At 37.5% G+C, this 14390-nt stretch carries 16 protein-coding genes; 11 read left to right on the top strand and 5 right to left on the bottom strand.

Features of this window, described 5'->3' with window-relative positions; all coding sequences use genetic code 11:
* Positions 1-158: 158 nt before the first annotated feature.
* On the top strand, positions 159-344 hold the full coding sequence (locus BCELL_RS04125) for an SE1561 family protein (RefSeq protein ID WP_013487424.1): 186 nt from the start codon (positions 159-161) through the stop codon (positions 342-344).
* Positions 345-431: 87 nt separating this feature from the next.
* On the opposite strand, the gene BCELL_RS04130 is transcribed toward BCELL_RS04125, so the two are convergent.
* The gene (locus BCELL_RS04130; RefSeq protein WP_013487425.1) at positions 432-1172 is read right to left on the bottom strand and encodes an NADPH-dependent oxidoreductase; all 741 of its coding nucleotides are present in this window, start codon (positions 1170-1172) and stop codon (positions 432-434) included.
* Positions 1173-1330: 158 nt separating this feature from the next.
* Between BCELL_RS04130 and BCELL_RS04135 the strand changes: the two genes are divergently transcribed.
* The 3 genes from BCELL_RS04135 to BCELL_RS04145 all read left to right on the top strand — a co-directional run bounded on the left by BCELL_RS04135 (position 1331) and on the right by BCELL_RS04145 (position 4327).
* Positions 1331-1975, top strand: a complete 645-nt coding sequence (locus BCELL_RS04135; RefSeq protein WP_041808129.1) for a histidine phosphatase family protein — start codon at positions 1331-1333, stop codon at positions 1973-1975.
* 127 nt (positions 1976-2102) lie between these two features.
* The gene (locus BCELL_RS04140) at positions 2103-3629 is read left to right on the top strand and encodes a fumarate hydratase (protein ID WP_013487427.1); all 1527 of its coding nucleotides are present in this window, start codon (positions 2103-2105) and stop codon (positions 3627-3629) included.
* A 332-nt stretch (positions 3630-3961) separates the two neighbouring features.
* Positions 3962-4327, top strand: a complete 366-nt coding sequence (locus tag BCELL_RS04145) for a group I truncated hemoglobin (protein WP_013487428.1) — start codon at positions 3962-3964, stop codon at positions 4325-4327.
* Between the two features lie 277 nt (positions 4328-4604).
* Here BCELL_RS04145 and BCELL_RS04150 read toward each other — a convergent pair whose 3' ends face one another.
* Together BCELL_RS04150 and BCELL_RS04155 are read right to left on the bottom strand one after the other, a co-directional pair.
* Positions 4605-6392 carry a beta/alpha barrel domain-containing protein gene (locus tag BCELL_RS04150; RefSeq protein ID WP_013487429.1) on the bottom strand — a complete coding sequence of 596 codons (1788 nt, stop codon included), beginning with the start codon at positions 6390-6392 and terminating at the stop codon, positions 4605-4607.
* A 36-nt stretch (positions 6393-6428) separates the two neighbouring features.
* On the bottom strand, positions 6429-6758 hold the full coding sequence (locus tag BCELL_RS04155; RefSeq protein ID WP_013487430.1) for a hypothetical protein: 330 nt from the start codon (positions 6756-6758) through the stop codon (positions 6429-6431).
* A 498-nt stretch (positions 6759-7256) separates the two neighbouring features.
* Here BCELL_RS04155 and BCELL_RS04160 point away from each other — a divergent pair, with 498 nt between their 5' ends.
* Entirely contained in the window at positions 7257-7424 is a 168-nt protein-coding gene (locus BCELL_RS04160) for a Fur-regulated basic protein FbpA (protein WP_013487431.1), read from the top strand.
* Positions 7425-7660: 236 nt separating this feature from the next.
* The gene (pdaA, locus tag BCELL_RS04165; protein ID WP_013487432.1) at positions 7661-8470 is read left to right on the top strand and encodes a delta-lactam-biosynthetic de-N-acetylase; all 810 of its coding nucleotides are present in this window, start codon (positions 7661-7663) and stop codon (positions 8468-8470) included.
* 55 nt (positions 8471-8525) lie between these two features.
* Here the strand turns inward: pdaA and BCELL_RS04170 are convergent, their stop codons facing one another.
* Positions 8526-8891: a GAF domain-containing protein gene (locus BCELL_RS04170; protein WP_013487433.1), complete on the bottom strand. Its 366-nt coding sequence runs from the start codon at positions 8889-8891 to the stop codon at positions 8526-8528.
* A gap of 123 nt (positions 8892-9014) precedes the next feature.
* On the opposite strand from BCELL_RS04170, the gene BCELL_RS04175 reads away from it, so the two are divergent.
* Positions 9015-9881 carry a DNA-3-methyladenine glycosylase family protein gene (locus BCELL_RS04175; RefSeq protein WP_013487434.1) on the top strand — a complete coding sequence of 289 codons (867 nt, stop codon included), beginning with the start codon at positions 9015-9017 and terminating at the stop codon, positions 9879-9881.
* A 30-nt stretch (positions 9882-9911) separates the two neighbouring features.
* Entirely contained in the window at positions 9912-11321 is a 1410-nt protein-coding gene (gene rlmD / locus BCELL_RS04180; protein ID WP_013487435.1) for a 23S rRNA (uracil(1939)-C(5))-methyltransferase RlmD, read from the top strand.
* A gap of 132 nt (positions 11322-11453) precedes the next feature.
* Here the strand turns inward: rlmD and BCELL_RS04185 are convergent, their stop codons facing one another.
* Positions 11454-11894: a small multi-drug export protein gene (locus BCELL_RS04185; protein ID WP_013487436.1), complete on the bottom strand. Its 441-nt coding sequence runs from the start codon at positions 11892-11894 to the stop codon at positions 11454-11456.
* Positions 11895-12122: 228 nt separating this feature from the next.
* Between BCELL_RS04185 and BCELL_RS22445 the strand changes: the two genes are divergently transcribed.
* The 3 genes from BCELL_RS22445 (at position 12123) to BCELL_RS04200 (ending at position 14387) form a co-directional block, all read left to right on the top strand.
* Positions 12123-12722, top strand: a complete 600-nt coding sequence (locus BCELL_RS22445; protein ID WP_013487437.1) for a TetR/AcrR family transcriptional regulator — start codon at positions 12123-12125, stop codon at positions 12720-12722.
* Positions 12723-12883: 161 nt separating this feature from the next.
* On the top strand, positions 12884-13642 hold the full coding sequence (locus BCELL_RS04195) for a helix-turn-helix domain-containing protein (protein ID WP_013487438.1): 759 nt from the start codon (positions 12884-12886) through the stop codon (positions 13640-13642).
* Between the two features lie 46 nt (positions 13643-13688).
* Positions 13689-14387: a transglutaminase-like domain-containing protein gene (locus tag BCELL_RS04200; RefSeq protein ID WP_013487439.1), complete on the top strand. Its 699-nt coding sequence runs from the start codon at positions 13689-13691 to the stop codon at positions 14385-14387.
* Positions 14388-14390: the final 3 nt, after the last annotated feature.

The raw sequence follows: 14390 nt of genomic DNA on the forward strand, positions 1-14390 counted from the left end.
TCATACACGAACTTTAGCAGATTGAGAATGTTAAATAAGAAATAAGTGATATGTGATTTGTGGAAAAATAATAAGAAGCTCGTTGACAACGATAGAATTTTTGTTAGAATAATAAGGCGTTAAAGGTTCTTCGGTGCGAGTATGAAAGGAGCAAGTAAATGGATAAAGCAATACAAGGGAAAGGCGAGAAATTAAGCTTACTTCATGAGCGAATGGAGCATTTAGTTGCCATGCTAGATTCCATTGACCCAGAAAAAGCTGGGGTTGAGGATATTGATCGTATCATTGCGATGTTAGATGAGCTTGAAGCAAAGTGTCAGCAATATCGCCGAATCGGCATTTAAATGAAAAACTGGAGGGAATCAAAAGGTTGTTCTTTTTACCTATTGAGTCCCTCTTTTATTCGTTTAGTCCTCTGGAAAATCCTCCGATTACTCTGTTTTAAAGCCTTGCTTCTTCAACGTATCAGTAACTTTTTGATTCACAGGATTAGAGTAGAACTGAGCGACACCTGTTGACCAGTCACGTCTATTTTCCCCATTTGTTCTCTCAGCCATATATCCACTCATTTGTTCATCGTATTCGTCAATACGTCTGGTCAGATGTTCTGTCTTATAGCTATCTTTATGATAAACAGCATCTACTGGAAGACGAGGCTTCTGTGCTGAATCTCCATCTGGATACCCGATAACGAGACCAGAAATAGGAAAAACATATTCAGGAAGATCTAATAATTCGATGACCTCTTCTGGATTTTTTCTAATACCACCGATCGGAACGGTCCCTAAACCGAAAGACTCAGCAGCCGCAATCGCATTCCCCATCGCAATCCCGACATCAGTTGAACCAGTTAATAAGCCGTCAACACTATCAGTGACTCGAATTGTTTTGTCATGTTTTTCTCCAGCTAATTTTGCACGGTGAAAATCGATACAGAAGACGAAAAAAACAGGTGCTTGATCAACGTAAGGCTGATGTCCAACGAGCTCATAAAGCCGATGCTTTATGTCATTATCCGTTACGCCAATGATCGTTACTTGTTGTCCATTAATCCAATTTGCAGCAGCCATAGCAGACTGGACGATCGTTTGAAGCTGATTCTCTGGAATCATATCTTCTTTATAGCTCCTGAATGATCTATGCTCTGTTAATAGCTTTGTAACTTCATTCATATCCATGTCTCCTCGTTTTTTTAGTATAATAAATAGTATAACAAGTCGTATGAGCCGATTACCAGTGATGCGCCTGAAAGTGAAAATTGCTTGTTATGATACATGAGTCTCTTTGAATATGTTATATCGTAAGCATTCTAAAACAGGTAGGTGGTATTGTGGAGTTATATTTGATTCGTCACGGGCAATCAGAAGGGAATTTACATAAGATCGTTCAAGGGCACGCCAATTTCCCGCTATCCAATCTTGGAAAAAAACAAGCGCTATTAGTCGGGGAAGCTTTTGCAAATGTAAACCTTGATGCCTTGTACAGTAGTGATTTAGATAGGGCAATAAAAACAGCTGAAGCGATAAAGGAGCACCATCCTCACTTAACATTAAATACGTGGCCAGTTTTACGTGAAGTAGGACTTGGTCCATTAGAAGGCCAACCGAGAGAAGACGTTCTAAAAATATATCCATTCCTTAAGCATAAATCTATTTTAACGTCAGGAATACCAGGGACAGAACAGCTGCATGAGATCACAAACCGCTGTAAAATAACGGTAGATTATTTATTATCGCATCATAAAAACGATACGGTAGCCATTGTTGCACATGGAGGCTTTATTAGTATTTTGATCATGTATTTGATTGCAAAGGAGCATTGGCCAAATGTCGAGAGGCCGTTCATGATTGGAAACACAGGTGTGACGAAGGTGACAATAGACCGTCAAGGTGTGCTAAAAGTACATTATGTAAACGACACAAGCCACTTAGAAGATAAAACGAACACGCCTTTCCATGATACCGTAGAAAAATAATGAGGTAGTATCACTTTCGTAGTTTTTACTATTCACAAGCATAAAAGTTACTAATCTATATTTTCTAACAATTGGAAAGGGATTCATAGTATACTAGGTATGTATAAATCATAAGGGAGTGTTTTTTGTGGAAAAATTTCGCCAAAGTATTTACGACTTAATCGTAGAAACGTCAACGAATCTTCCGTATGATGTTCGACGTGCAATACGTAAAGCAAAGGAAAGAGAAAATGAAGGAACGCGTGCTGCGTTATCACTATCCACGATTACGAATAATATTGATATGGCAGACGATAATATTCTACCAATTTGTCAGGACACAGGAATGCTAACTTTTGAAATAAAGGTACCTGTTGGTGCAAATCAGCTAGAGATGGAAAAGGATATATTTGAAGCCATCCGTCAAGCAACGAAGGATGGGAAGCTCCGTCCAAACTCAGTAGACTCTTTAACTGGTGAAAATAGTGGAGACAATATCGGGCCGGGAACGCCGATTATACATTTCCACCAATGGGAAGAAGATTATATTGATGCTCGCCTTATTGTAAAAGGTGGCGGCTGTGAGAACAAAAACATTCAATATAGCTTACCGATGGAAATTGAAGGTCTAGGAAGAGCAGGCCGTGATTTAGATGGTATCCGAAAATGTATTTTACACTCTGTGTACCAAGCACAAGGACAAGGCTGTAGTGCTGGTTTTATCGGAGTAGGAATCGGTGGAGACCGAATTTCAGGGTATGAGCTTGCAAAAAAACAGCTTTTCCGTGAAGTGAACGATGTGAATGAGAATGAAAAACTACAAGCGCTTGAAGAATATATTATGGAAAAAGGAAATACACTTGGAATCGGTACGATGGGCTTCGGAGGTGAAGCTACACTATTAGGCTGTAAAATTGGCACAATGAATCGATTACCGGCTAGTTTTTTCGTGTCCGTTGCCTATAACTGCTGGGCATTCCGTCGCTTAGGTGTAACATTAGATGCAAGCACTGGAGAGATTCAAAGCTGGTTATACAAAGAGGGCGAAAAAATTAGCTTCAAAGATGACGAAGCTGCAGCAACATCAGAAGGAACACGTGAAGTCGTTCTTGAGGCACCGATTACAGAAGAACAAATTCGTGACTTAAAAGTTGGTGACGTCGTTGTGATCAACGGTGACCTTCATACTGGAAGAGACGCCATTCATCATCATCTAATGGAAAACGATGCACCGATTGATCTAAACGGGCAAGTGATTTATCACTGTGGACCAGTGATGCTAAAGGATAAAGATGGAGAGTGGCATGTAAAAGCCGCAGGCCCAACGACAAGTATTCGTGAAGAGCCTTACCAAGGAGATATTATGAAAAAGTTTGGTATTCGTGCCGTCATTGGAAAAGGTGGAATGGGACCCAAAACATTAAAGGCTCTTGAGGAACACGGTGGTGTTTACTTAAATGCAATCGGTGGTGCAGCCCAATATTATGCTGATTGTATTAAAAAGGTGGAAGGCGTAGACTTAATGGAGTTCGGTATACCTGAGGCGATGTGGCACCTTAAAGTAGAAGGGTTCCGAGCGATAGTAACAATGGATTCACACGGAAATAGCTTACACAAAGACGTCGATAAAACGTCATTCGAGCGCCTCCAGCAATATAAAGAAAAGGTGTATTAAATGGTGTATAGGTTGACTCAAAAGGTCGATTTTTTACCTTTTGAGTCAACCCTCTAAGCAATGTGCATAGCCGCCGCAATCCCTTAAAGACCACTAAAAGTGGTCTTTTTATAGTGGTCGCGCGGTGAGTGGAGCTATTGCCAAAACTTTTAATAGCTTTTGAGACACCCTCTTTTTTTGAAAGTAAAGCAGTATCTGTCATAGTAGGCGAATTGCCACTTAAAAACCGTGTGGATGTGATTTACATCACTGAAAGTAAGTGTATTTGTTGATATAGTTCATAATCATAGTGGAAATAGAGGAAACTTCAAAACATAAGAGGAGTGATGGGAATGTCAGAACAAACACTTTATGAAAAAATTGGCGGAGAAGAAGCGATTAGTAAGGTGGTCGATTATTTTTATAACGAATTAGTTTTAAACGATCCTACGGTAAACCACTTCTTCGATAACACAGATATGGAAAAGCAAAGAAAGCACCAAACGAAATTTATTAGTTTTGCTTTAGGTGGACCAAATCAATATTCAGGTGCTTCAATGGCAAAAGCGCATGAGGGGGTGAACATTCAGCCAGAGCATTTTCATGCGATCGCCAAGCACCTTCATGCTGCGTTAGCATATCACGGCATTGGTGAAGAAGACATTAATATAGTTATTGATAAAGTAGCTACGTTAAAAGACGATATTTTGTATAAGTAATACATACAAATGAAAGTTTGACTCAAAGATGAATATTTTGAGTCAGCCTTTTAGTAATGTGCGGGCCCTGCGCCGTACAAGTGAGGTTTCTTATAAGGATGCTAGGATAGCAGAGCAGTTAGGTTAATAATAGTCCTACCATCATTTCTTAAAAGGTAAGAAAGTATAAATTTGGCGGTGGAAATGATGCCACACGTAGTAGCCAGAAGAGCGCTTACTAGTACTTTAAAGACATGTGGCATCTTTTCTTCACCGCCTTTTACGATGGTGCTCGTTTTTAGTTTTTCTTAAAAAACTGATAGCTAAAAAGAAGACCGCAAACGTATAATGCTAATGCGTAATAAGCTGGAAGTAAGTGAATAAAAGTCGTATAGCCAATGGCAAAATGCACGCCAATTCCTGCAGCGAATGCAGGAATACCGCCGATTAGAAACGTCCACCAAATCCACTGATTCCCTTGCTGAAATCCCCATAACGCTAACAATAACACTAACAATCCAACACTTAGTAGCGCACTGCCAAACCCAGCTCTATCATGAGCGATAACCGGAATGAGTCTTTCATTGAATGCATCCATCATCTCAGGTGGCATACAGATGTAGGCGATATCAGTTTCGATAAATACGCCGGTTACACCGATGATAGAAATAATGATTCCTCCGATAACAAAGGAAAAGCCTAACATCACAAAGGCGAGTTGGCCGATTAACCCTCGCTTCCAAGTAGGTGTGTTAAAGCGATTTGTTGAAGCAGGAGCACCTTTCATTCCCTTCGTTTTCATAAATCCAACGATAAAAAAAGGTAGTAGCACGAGCCAAAATAAAAGATGAAGCCAATCAAAATAACCGTAGCCAATAAATAAGAAAATACCGAGAAAACCGATAATAGATGCTGCGTCAATCGCTTGCTTCGTCCATAAAATGCTATGGCGGACACCGAAATACGCTAGAGACATATAAATAATTGATCCTGAAATCATTGTCCCAGCAAGAGTCATTCTATCGTGAGCCATAAAATACAAAATGCGTTCGTTGAATGCAACGATTACTTCACGAGGCATTTCAAGAAAATGTTCGTCGTACGGCAAAATAACAGTGGTCATACTAAGTATTAAAGCAATTAACCCTCCAATAAACATCGCTAAACCAAATAGGAAATAAGATAACCATCCGCTCTTTTTTGGGGGCTCCTGTTTGGATTGATTCTCAAATACTTGCTGCTCTTTAATACGTTTCGGTAAGCCTGGACCAGAAAAAACATAACCACCGCTTAACATGACCAAATCGGCTCCAGCATGAAATAAATCAATGGCATCATTTGGCTCGATAATCCCACCGACAGTAATCATTGTTTTTGAAAAACCACCATACCGAAGCTGTTCAACAGCATCAATTAAAAGTGTACGATTCTCATAATCCTGAAAAGTAGCCACCTCTTCTAGTATGATGCCGTGTGCTCTTTCATCAACATTACTAGGGATCTCGTGAACCGAGAATCTCGTATAAAGTGGTTTTTTAATATGTAGTTCTGGAAGTTTTTTTAATATTTCATGGTCAACAATATATGCATCAGCAAAGGGCTCCAATTCCGTCATCATGTCTATAACCTCTGAAGCTGTACCATTAACTCTCACAAATATCGGTTGAGCATAAGAGTTGTTCCGGAGCTTCTCCACCGTTTTTTCTAGTCCAATAGAGCCTATTTTTTCAGGAAAAATAATGTACTGCTCTTTTTCATTAACTTCTGGTATGTTTCCATCCCGCTCAGATATAGTAACAGGTCCAATTTCGAGAAAGCCGAATCCTAAATTTGAAAAGGCGTTTGTCCCTGTTAATAAAGGATCTATTTTTCCAGAAAGACCTATGCTGTTGGGAAAAGTTATCCCATCTATCTCTTTCTGTAGCCGAGGATCAGATTCTTCTCTCCCAAGAAAGTTGATCAAACCTTTTCCACCCGGTACAGAGGCAATCGTATTCATTCCTCTATGTATAAATTCACGAGAATAATAAGTTGGGATTCGCTTTAATACTGGCTTAAATAATAAATGATAAGACCAATCTGGCATATACTACCCTCCAACGTCAAAATAAACATTGCTCTTTTATTTTAACATCTGCGTAATAGAAAAAGGGGAGAGCTTAGAATAATATTGCACAGCTTTTCCATTTTGAGTGGCATAGGCAATTTCTTTGCGCGTGCTTTCTCCAATATATCCATTTACATCAATTACGAGAATTTCATCTGACATATCAATTTTTTTAAAGTGTAATTTCTCAAATTGCTTTGCCTGATTCTCCGAAATAGTAAATCCATCACTTTGCTCGAAGAAACCGACGCTTAAAACAATATTTCCTTGTAGAGTTAAATACGCATTAGCCTTTTCGAAATCGTCCTTAAACTTTGTTGAACCACATAGGGTAATTACTTTCAACCAAGGTCACTCCTTTTTGTGCTTTTATTCGTGCATTTTAAAACTAATCTGGTTTGGTCAGGTCATAAAAATTGGTGTTATTGTTGTCAGAGCATATAGATGAGGCTAGCTAATGCCGAAGTGTCAATAGAGCCTCTGTCAGAGCATAGTCAAAAAATCTGAATGGCAAAGTGTCGATAGAGGCTCTGTTAGAGCACCTAGTCAAAAAATCTGAAAGCCAAACTACCAAAACAACTCGTCTTGCGACTATAAGGAATCTATATTTTTCATAAAAGGAAAAACTTCGGTAATTAACCTTACAAAATCGCTGATTGACTATCCATGATTTGATAAGTTTATCATATAAGATTCAGTAACGGACTTTCAAAAGACATTACTTTAGATGCTTTTATATAACATATTCCTTCAAACTCAAAAATGGTGATGTGGGGGTGACAGCAAGTTTTTTTCATTTTAAGCTTGTTTTTGTAAGAAAAAATAGATAGGAGGAGATGATCGATGTCAAAGTACCTACAAAAAGCAATCAAGGCGAAAAGGAATTACTTAATAGGTAAACTAATTCAAGTCGGAATTTATAAAAAAGGTGATCAGCATCTTTATGAATTAACGTTGACGGAACTTGAACAGGAGTTTGAAGCAATAAATGAAAGTAGCGTGGAGGTATAGTAAAAACGCATTTAAGTAAAAACTTATGATTAGCGGTGCAAGGCTAGTCATAAGTTTTTTTGTTTATATAAAATTCCGTAGCACGAATTGCACTCTCAAAATAACAGCAATCGCAACATTTCTTCATTTCTTGTATGACATTTTATATTTAAAATACTTTATTGATGTATGAAAACGCGGAATAAATAAAAACTATACGAAGGAACAAACATTATGACAGAAGTGAAGGTGAATGTATGTTAAAACTTATTAGAGTCCCTTTTATCTCACTTGCTTTATTGCTTCTTATAGGAGCATTTGCGAATTTGGCATTCGCTGCTGAAAGTAATGAAGAACACCATTGGAGCTTTAAACCATCAAAAAATAATGAACCAGCTTCGACCGAACCACTTTATGAGGAGTTACTGAATAAATATGGTGGTTTTTATATTGGAGATACGACGAAAAAAGAGCTGTACTTAACCTTTGATAATGGCTACGAAAATGGCTACACTGCAGAAGTGTTAGATGTGTTAAAGGAGAAGGAAATTCCTGCTACTTTTTTTGTTACTGGGCATTACTTAGATACGGAAAGAGAATTAATCCATCGTATGGTCGATGAAGGGCATATTGTAGGAAATCACTCCTACCATCATCCAAGTTTACCAAAAGTGGACGACGATCGCTTGAAAAGAGAATTAGAAAACTTGCGTGAATTATATGAAGAAGTGACAGGTAGAGATGATATGAGGTATTTACGTCCTCCAAGAGGAACTTTTAGTGAGCGCTCTTTAGCGCGGTCCGCGGAGCTTGGTTATATTAACGTGTTCTGGTCTTTTGCATATAAGGATTGGGAGACGGACAATCAAAAGGGAATGCAATATGCGTATGATAACATTATGAAACGCGTACATCCTGGCGCAATTTTACTTTTACATTCTGTCTCTAGTGACAATGCTGAGGCATTGCCTAAAGTGATCGATGACCTTCGAAAGGAAGGCTATACATTTAAAAGCTTAGATGATCTGACGATGCAGAAAAGCTTAATTCCTGTAGCAAATGAATAAAAAAACAAGGTGAAGCATATGGGGATAACCCCTATGCTCACCCTGTTTTCATCCTTTAATTAGCAAAACCAGTTTCCCCTATAGCTGCTGCAATTGTTTCTAACGTACTTACATCTGTAATGTCAAAAGCAATTGCCTCACGCGTACGAACGATTAATACCCCAATGTTATCTTCGTCTGAAGATTTAATTGGAAATTTCAACTCGCTATTCGATTCCCACGCTAAATCGTTCTCATCATCAGAAGACGCCATAAGACGAACTTCTTTTTCGTTTTCATAAAAGTAAACACCAGCCCAATGAATATAAGGCACTTGTTCTACTAAACTGTGAACCGTTTTTTCTAAAATATCTTGTAAGTTTTTCTTTTTGTATACCTCAGCCATAATTTGTAGTGAGGCCACATCTGTTGGAATTGACAATATAATCTCTCCCTTTTCTTTTATCGCAAATCTATTCTATCAAAGGTTTTGCCTTTTAGGGGTTGCCAAGTTAAGGAAGTTGTACTTTTATGTTAAGATAATAGAAAAAAAGGGGCTGAAAGCATGGGAAAACAAGTGTTTTTGAAAGGTCCTTATAATTTTTACCAAGCATTGAAACGGTTGACAATTGACCCATTAGTCGACTTAAATGTGGAAAAACAGGCAATAAAACTACCAATAATAGTAGAAAATAATCCATTAGTCGTTCATGTTATTCAACAAGGGACTTTTGAAGAGCCACGCTTTATGATTCAGACAGAAGATACAGTAAATGAAGCGGCATTAATGGCAGAACTCAATCGCATTTTTCACTGGGATAAGCCTTTAGAAGACATTTATACGTTCTTCCAAGCAACAGAGCTAGCAGCATTGTTTCAAGAGCTTCGAGGGACGCCATTTGTATGTGACTTTACTTTGTATGGATGCTTAATGAAAACAATTATACACCAGCAGCTTAATATGACATTTGCCTATGAGCTTACGAAACGTTTTATTACGACATACGGTTTTAAGAAAAAGGGAGTTTGGTTTTATCCTACAGCTGATCGTGTAGCTAGCCTAAGCGTAGCCGAATTAAGAGAGCTTCAGTTTAGCCAAAGAAAAGCGGAATATGTGATTGATACATCAAAGCTGATTGCAGAAGGTAACCTAAACTTAGAGGCATTAAAGAATTTCAGTGATGAAGAAGTTATGGACAAGCTCGTTCGTATTCGAGGGATCGGTCGTTGGACAGCGGAGTGCTTTCTCATGTTTGGTCTTGGCCGCCTTGACTTATTTCCTGTTCAAGATATCGGTATTCAGAACGGAATAAAAAAATACTATCAATTAGATAAAAAGCCAGAAAAGGAAAAAATGTTAGAAATGTCTTCTCATTGGAAACCATATCGTACATACGCGTCTTTATATTTATGGGATTACTTAGAAACATAAAATATTAGAAAGCAGCAACGGAGGAAATAAATGAAACAGCGTAAAGGAACATCAAAGCAGCAATCATCACAGCTTCAAATCAAGGAAGGGCAGCGGTTCCCATTAACGATAAAACGGATGGGAATTGACGGAGAAGGTGTTGGCTTTTTTAAACGACAGGTTGTGTTTGTCCCAGGGGCCCTGCCAGGTGAAGAGATCGTTTGTGAGGTTGCAAAAATAAAAGGGAAATTCGCAGAAGGAAGAATTGTCAAAATAAGAAAGCCCTCTGACGATCGTATTGCACCACCATGCCCTATTTACAAGGAGTGTGGCGGTTGCCAGCTACAGCATTTATCTTATGAGGGACAGCTGAAGGGAAAAAAGGATATCGTTCGTCAAGCGTTTGAGCGCTATACAAAAATTAACTTAGACAAAGTCGACTTCCACGATACAATCGGCATGGAAGAGCCATGGAAGTATCGAAATAAAAGTCAGATGCAGGTCGGCCATCATCAAGGAAAAGTGATTGCTGGCTTATATAGTCCAAATAGCCATAAGCTGATCGATCTAGAGGACTGTATCGTTCAGCACCCACAAACGAACAAGGTGACGAATGTCGTCAAGCAGCTAGCAGCAGATATGAATATTGCTCCATACAATGAGCGAAAACGCACAGGCGTTTTAAGAACAATCGTAACAAGAGTCGGCTTTGAAACGGGAGAATACCAAGTTGTTTTAGTGACTGCAAAAAAGGACATTCCTAAAGTCGATTTATTCATTGAAGCAATCAAGCAACGCCTACCTGACGTCACTTCAATTGTGCAAAATATTAATCCTAAGAAGACGTCGCTCGTATTTGGTGACGAAACGATCGTTTTATACGGGAAAGAAAAAATTGAAGAGACGATGAGTGAATTCCGTTTTAACTTATCACCGAGAGCGTTTTTTCAGCTCAATCCAATCCAAACGAAAAAGCTGTATGATGCTGCAAAGGAAGCGGCACAACTGACAGGGAAAGAAAAGGTTGTCGATGCATATTGTGGTGTCGGCACAATTGGTTTATGGCTAGCAGCTGGAGCGAAGGAAATTCGCGGCATGGATGTTATTAAAGAGTCTATTGAGGATGCAAAGAATAATGCAAAGGCACACGGCATTAAAAACGCCCATTACGTATCAGGAAAAGCGGAACACCTCCTGCCAGAATGGGAAAAAGAAGGCTGGCATCCTGATGTCGTCGTCGTTGACCCACCAAGAACAGGATTAGACGAAACCTTTATACAAACGCTCCTCCGTGTAAAGCCGAAGCGGATCGTATACGTATCGTGTAATCCTTCAACCTTAGCGAAAAACGTGGATGCACTTTCGAAAGGCGGCTACAAACTAAAGGCATTGCAGCCTGTTGATATGTTTCCGCAAACAGCGCAGGTGGAGTGTGTGGCTAGAATTGAATTGAAGCATTAATAGTAATCTCAGACCACTTTTAATATCTAGTGGTCATTTTTTTATCAAATAATTGATTGAGACAATGGGGACAGGTCCCACTGTATTATTCACTCGCAAAACCTGATAAGGCAAGGTACCTGTCCCTTTGTCTTATGAAAAAAATTGAATTCCCATATTAGCTAATATCGCTATGATAAGCCCAGTCACAGCTACACTAATACCACTGTATAGCCATAATTGTATTCTGTTAAATTTCAAAGCCTTTGCTATTATTCCGATAACCCAAACACCAGTGACTGGAGTAAGAAATAATATAAAGAAAGCACCGTACTTCTCAATGCGTTTTCTCCATTTTCCTCTCAACGACTTTTCACTGAATTTTTTCATGAATTTAAACTTCATTAACCAATCATAAAAAAAGTCAATTAACGGAATAACCATCCAATTTCCAAGTGAAGCCCAAAGAAATGCGTCAAACCAATTAAGTCCTACTGAGAACCCGACAGGTACTGCAAGATATATTTCAAAATGCGGAAAAAAACCTGCAAACCATGTTGTCGCTGCTTTACTAATGTATTTTAATATCTCCATCCAGCATTAACTCCTTTTTAAAGTAATTTCATAGCAAACTATTCTCATAAATTTTTTATCCAAATACAAACTTCCTTTCCTCTCATAGTTAATGTACAATTAATTCAGTAATGAACACTTTGTACGGTTTTATTGTAAACGCATGATAATTTGTTAGTAAATCATCAAAATGAAAGAAAAGTACGTTATGAAACAAATGACAGAATTTGTTCGAAATGAGGGAGTAAAATGAAAAATAATGATTTCGATAGAAGAGTATTGAAAACACGACAAGCTATCAATGAGGCCCTATTATCACTTATGGAGGAAAAAAAATACAATAAAATTACTATTCAAGATATTATAGATCGAGCAAATGTAGGGAGGTCAACCTTTTATTCACACTTTGCTACCAAAGATGAACTGCTGTTTAGCAGTGTTGAGGGTGAACTAGAAATTCTAAATCAATATATAAAGAACTATGTTGAACATGATGATAATCCTAGATTGATATCAGCAATAGAACTTTTTGAACATATACAGGAAAACAGTAAGACAATTAAAGGACTATTTAAAACAGAGGGTGCTAATTTCTTTTTTGAAAAGGTGGAGGCTTATTGGAATACTGGAATAGAGGAATATCTTGAGTCGAAGTTACCTAAAGGAAAAGAGCCTAAGGTACCTATAAAAATCTTAACGAACCATATTTCCAGTACATTAATAAACTTGTTAAAGTGGTGGATAAACAACAACATGTCCTATACACCAGCTGAAATGGAGCAGTATTTTAGAAGTTTAATAAACCCATGTATTGATTCTGTTATTTATAATGACTCAACGAAAGATTGAGAATAAAGGGGTGTGGTAACACCATTTCCGAGTTCATCAAAACCTCTGACTTCACATTGTTATAATCTATTATGGATAATGACTACACAATATTTTTTTGAGAAAAAGGTAGGATAGAAGACATTCTTTTCTTAAGCAGTGCAGAAAAGGAGAAGATAAAAATGAACGAACTATTTATCTGTGGGCAAAATATTGGTGCGATAACAAATAATGTTAAAGCAGACCTGCATAAACATTGGTTGTTACAGATCTTTGTTGCGGTCGATGAAAAACTAGTTATTAAAGTAGAAGGACAAAAAATTAGTTGCAGAGCAATAGTTATCAATGCGAATATCATGCATGAGTTTCAAACGGGAGAGGTGATTCATTTTACAATGCTTATAAATCCTACTAGTCTATTAGGAAGGTCTATTCGCAAATACTATCTTAGAGGTAATCCGTATTATATTCTTAGTGAGGATAGAGCGATCGAACTACAAAAGCTATTATTAAATCACATTAAAGTTGATAATAGTAATGACTATTCGGAGGTAATAAAAAACGTTTATCATTATTTTGATAATAAAATACTCACTGAATTTGATCAAAGAATAGAGAGCATGTTAAGAATGTTAAATACCTATCATTCTGACAAAACAGCTTCTCGGGTGAAATATATCGCAAAAGCAATGTATTTGTCAGAGAGTAGACTCTCTCACCTTTTTAAGGAAGAGACAGGCATTCCACTGAAAAGTTATCTTGTTCATCACAATCTTCTAAGTGTATACGAAAAGATTTTTGATGGCGAAAGTATTACAGATGCAGCATTAGGATCAGGGTTTGATTCATCAGCACATTTTGCGTATACCAATAAAAAAATGACCGGCATGTCAGCAAGAGATATTATTAAGAATAGCAGATTTTTGAAAGCAAGTTTTTAAAAATATTTGTAAAATATGACCATCTAGATACAAGGAGGTCATATGAATGAAAAAGTATTTGATGGCTACAAATATGTTGGATTTTGAGTGTAATGAGTTACAACAATTAATCGAGAGTAGGAAATGGAAAGATAACGATGAGTTTCATAAGATACTAAATATATATAATTTTGTAAGGGATGAAATAAAATTCGGATATAATGTCGATGATAGTATACCAGCAAGTAAAGTACTAGATGACGGATATGGACAGTGTAATACGAAAGGCACGTTGTTTATGGCTTTACTGAGATCTGTAGGAATCCCTTGTCGAATTCATGGATTTACGATTGATAAAAAGTTACAAAAGGGAGCAATGACAGGTTTGATATATAAACTCGCACCTAACAATATAGTTCATAGTTGGGTGGAGATCTATTTTGAAGGCAAGTGGTTAAATATTGAGGGATTCATTCTTGATATGGTTTATTTAAATAAACTTCAACTAAAGTTTTCTGAATGTTATGAATATTTTTGTGGATATGGTGTAGCAACCAATGATTTTAAAAAACCGCAAATTGAATGGAATATGAATGATACCTATATTCAAAAAGAAGGAATCAATCAAGATTTTGGTATATTCCATTCACCTGATGAATTCTTGGAGCAGCATAGTCAGGAATTGTCTACATTGAAGAAATGGTTTTACCAGAATATTGGTAGAAAGCTAATGAATAGAAATGTATCCAAAATTAGAGAAGGATAAGAC

Origin of the sequence: Evansella cellulosilytica DSM 2522 (genome assembly GCF_000177235.2) — a bacterium.
Classification (GTDB): Bacteria; Bacillota; Bacilli; order Bacillales; family Salisediminibacteriaceae; genus Evansella; species Evansella cellulosilytica.

What these genes read in the sequence shown, in the direction of transcription:
- BCELL_RS22445 (WP_013487437.1), top strand. Translation starts at nt 12,123, where the DNA reads ATGAAAAATAATGATTTCGATAGAAGAGTATTGAAAACACGACAAGCT.
- rlmD (WP_013487435.1), top strand. Translation starts at nt 9,912, where the DNA reads ATGAAACAGCGTAAAGGAACATCAAAGCAGCAATCATCACAGCTTCAA.
- BCELL_RS04195 (WP_013487438.1), top strand. Translation starts at nt 12,884, where the DNA reads ATGAACGAACTATTTATCTGTGGGCAAAATATTGGTGCGATAACAAAT.
- pdaA (WP_013487432.1), top strand. Translation starts at nt 7,661, where the DNA reads ATGTTAAAACTTATTAGAGTCCCTTTTATCTCACTTGCTTTATTGCTT.
- BCELL_RS04160 (WP_013487431.1), top strand. Translation starts at nt 7,257, where the DNA reads ATGTCAAAGTACCTACAAAAAGCAATCAAGGCGAAAAGGAATTACTTA.
- BCELL_RS04150 (WP_013487429.1), bottom strand. Translation starts at nt 6,392, where the DNA reads ATGCCAGATTGGTCTTATCATTTATTATTTAAGCCAGTATTAAAGCGA.
- BCELL_RS04125 (WP_013487424.1), top strand. Translation starts at nt 159, where the DNA reads ATGGATAAAGCAATACAAGGGAAAGGCGAGAAATTAAGCTTACTTCAT.
- BCELL_RS04145 (WP_013487428.1), top strand. Translation starts at nt 3,962, where the DNA reads ATGTCAGAACAAACACTTTATGAAAAAATTGGCGGAGAAGAAGCGATT.
- BCELL_RS04200 (WP_013487439.1), top strand. Translation starts at nt 13,689, where the DNA reads ATGAAAAAGTATTTGATGGCTACAAATATGTTGGATTTTGAGTGTAAT.
- BCELL_RS04130 (WP_013487425.1), bottom strand. Translation starts at nt 1,172, where the DNA reads ATGAATGAAGTTACAAAGCTATTAACAGAGCATAGATCATTCAGGAGC.
- BCELL_RS04185 (WP_013487436.1), bottom strand. Translation starts at nt 11,894, where the DNA reads ATGGAGATATTAAAATACATTAGTAAAGCAGCGACAACATGGTTTGCA.
- BCELL_RS04175 (WP_013487434.1), top strand. Translation starts at nt 9,015, where the DNA reads ATGGGAAAACAAGTGTTTTTGAAAGGTCCTTATAATTTTTACCAAGCA.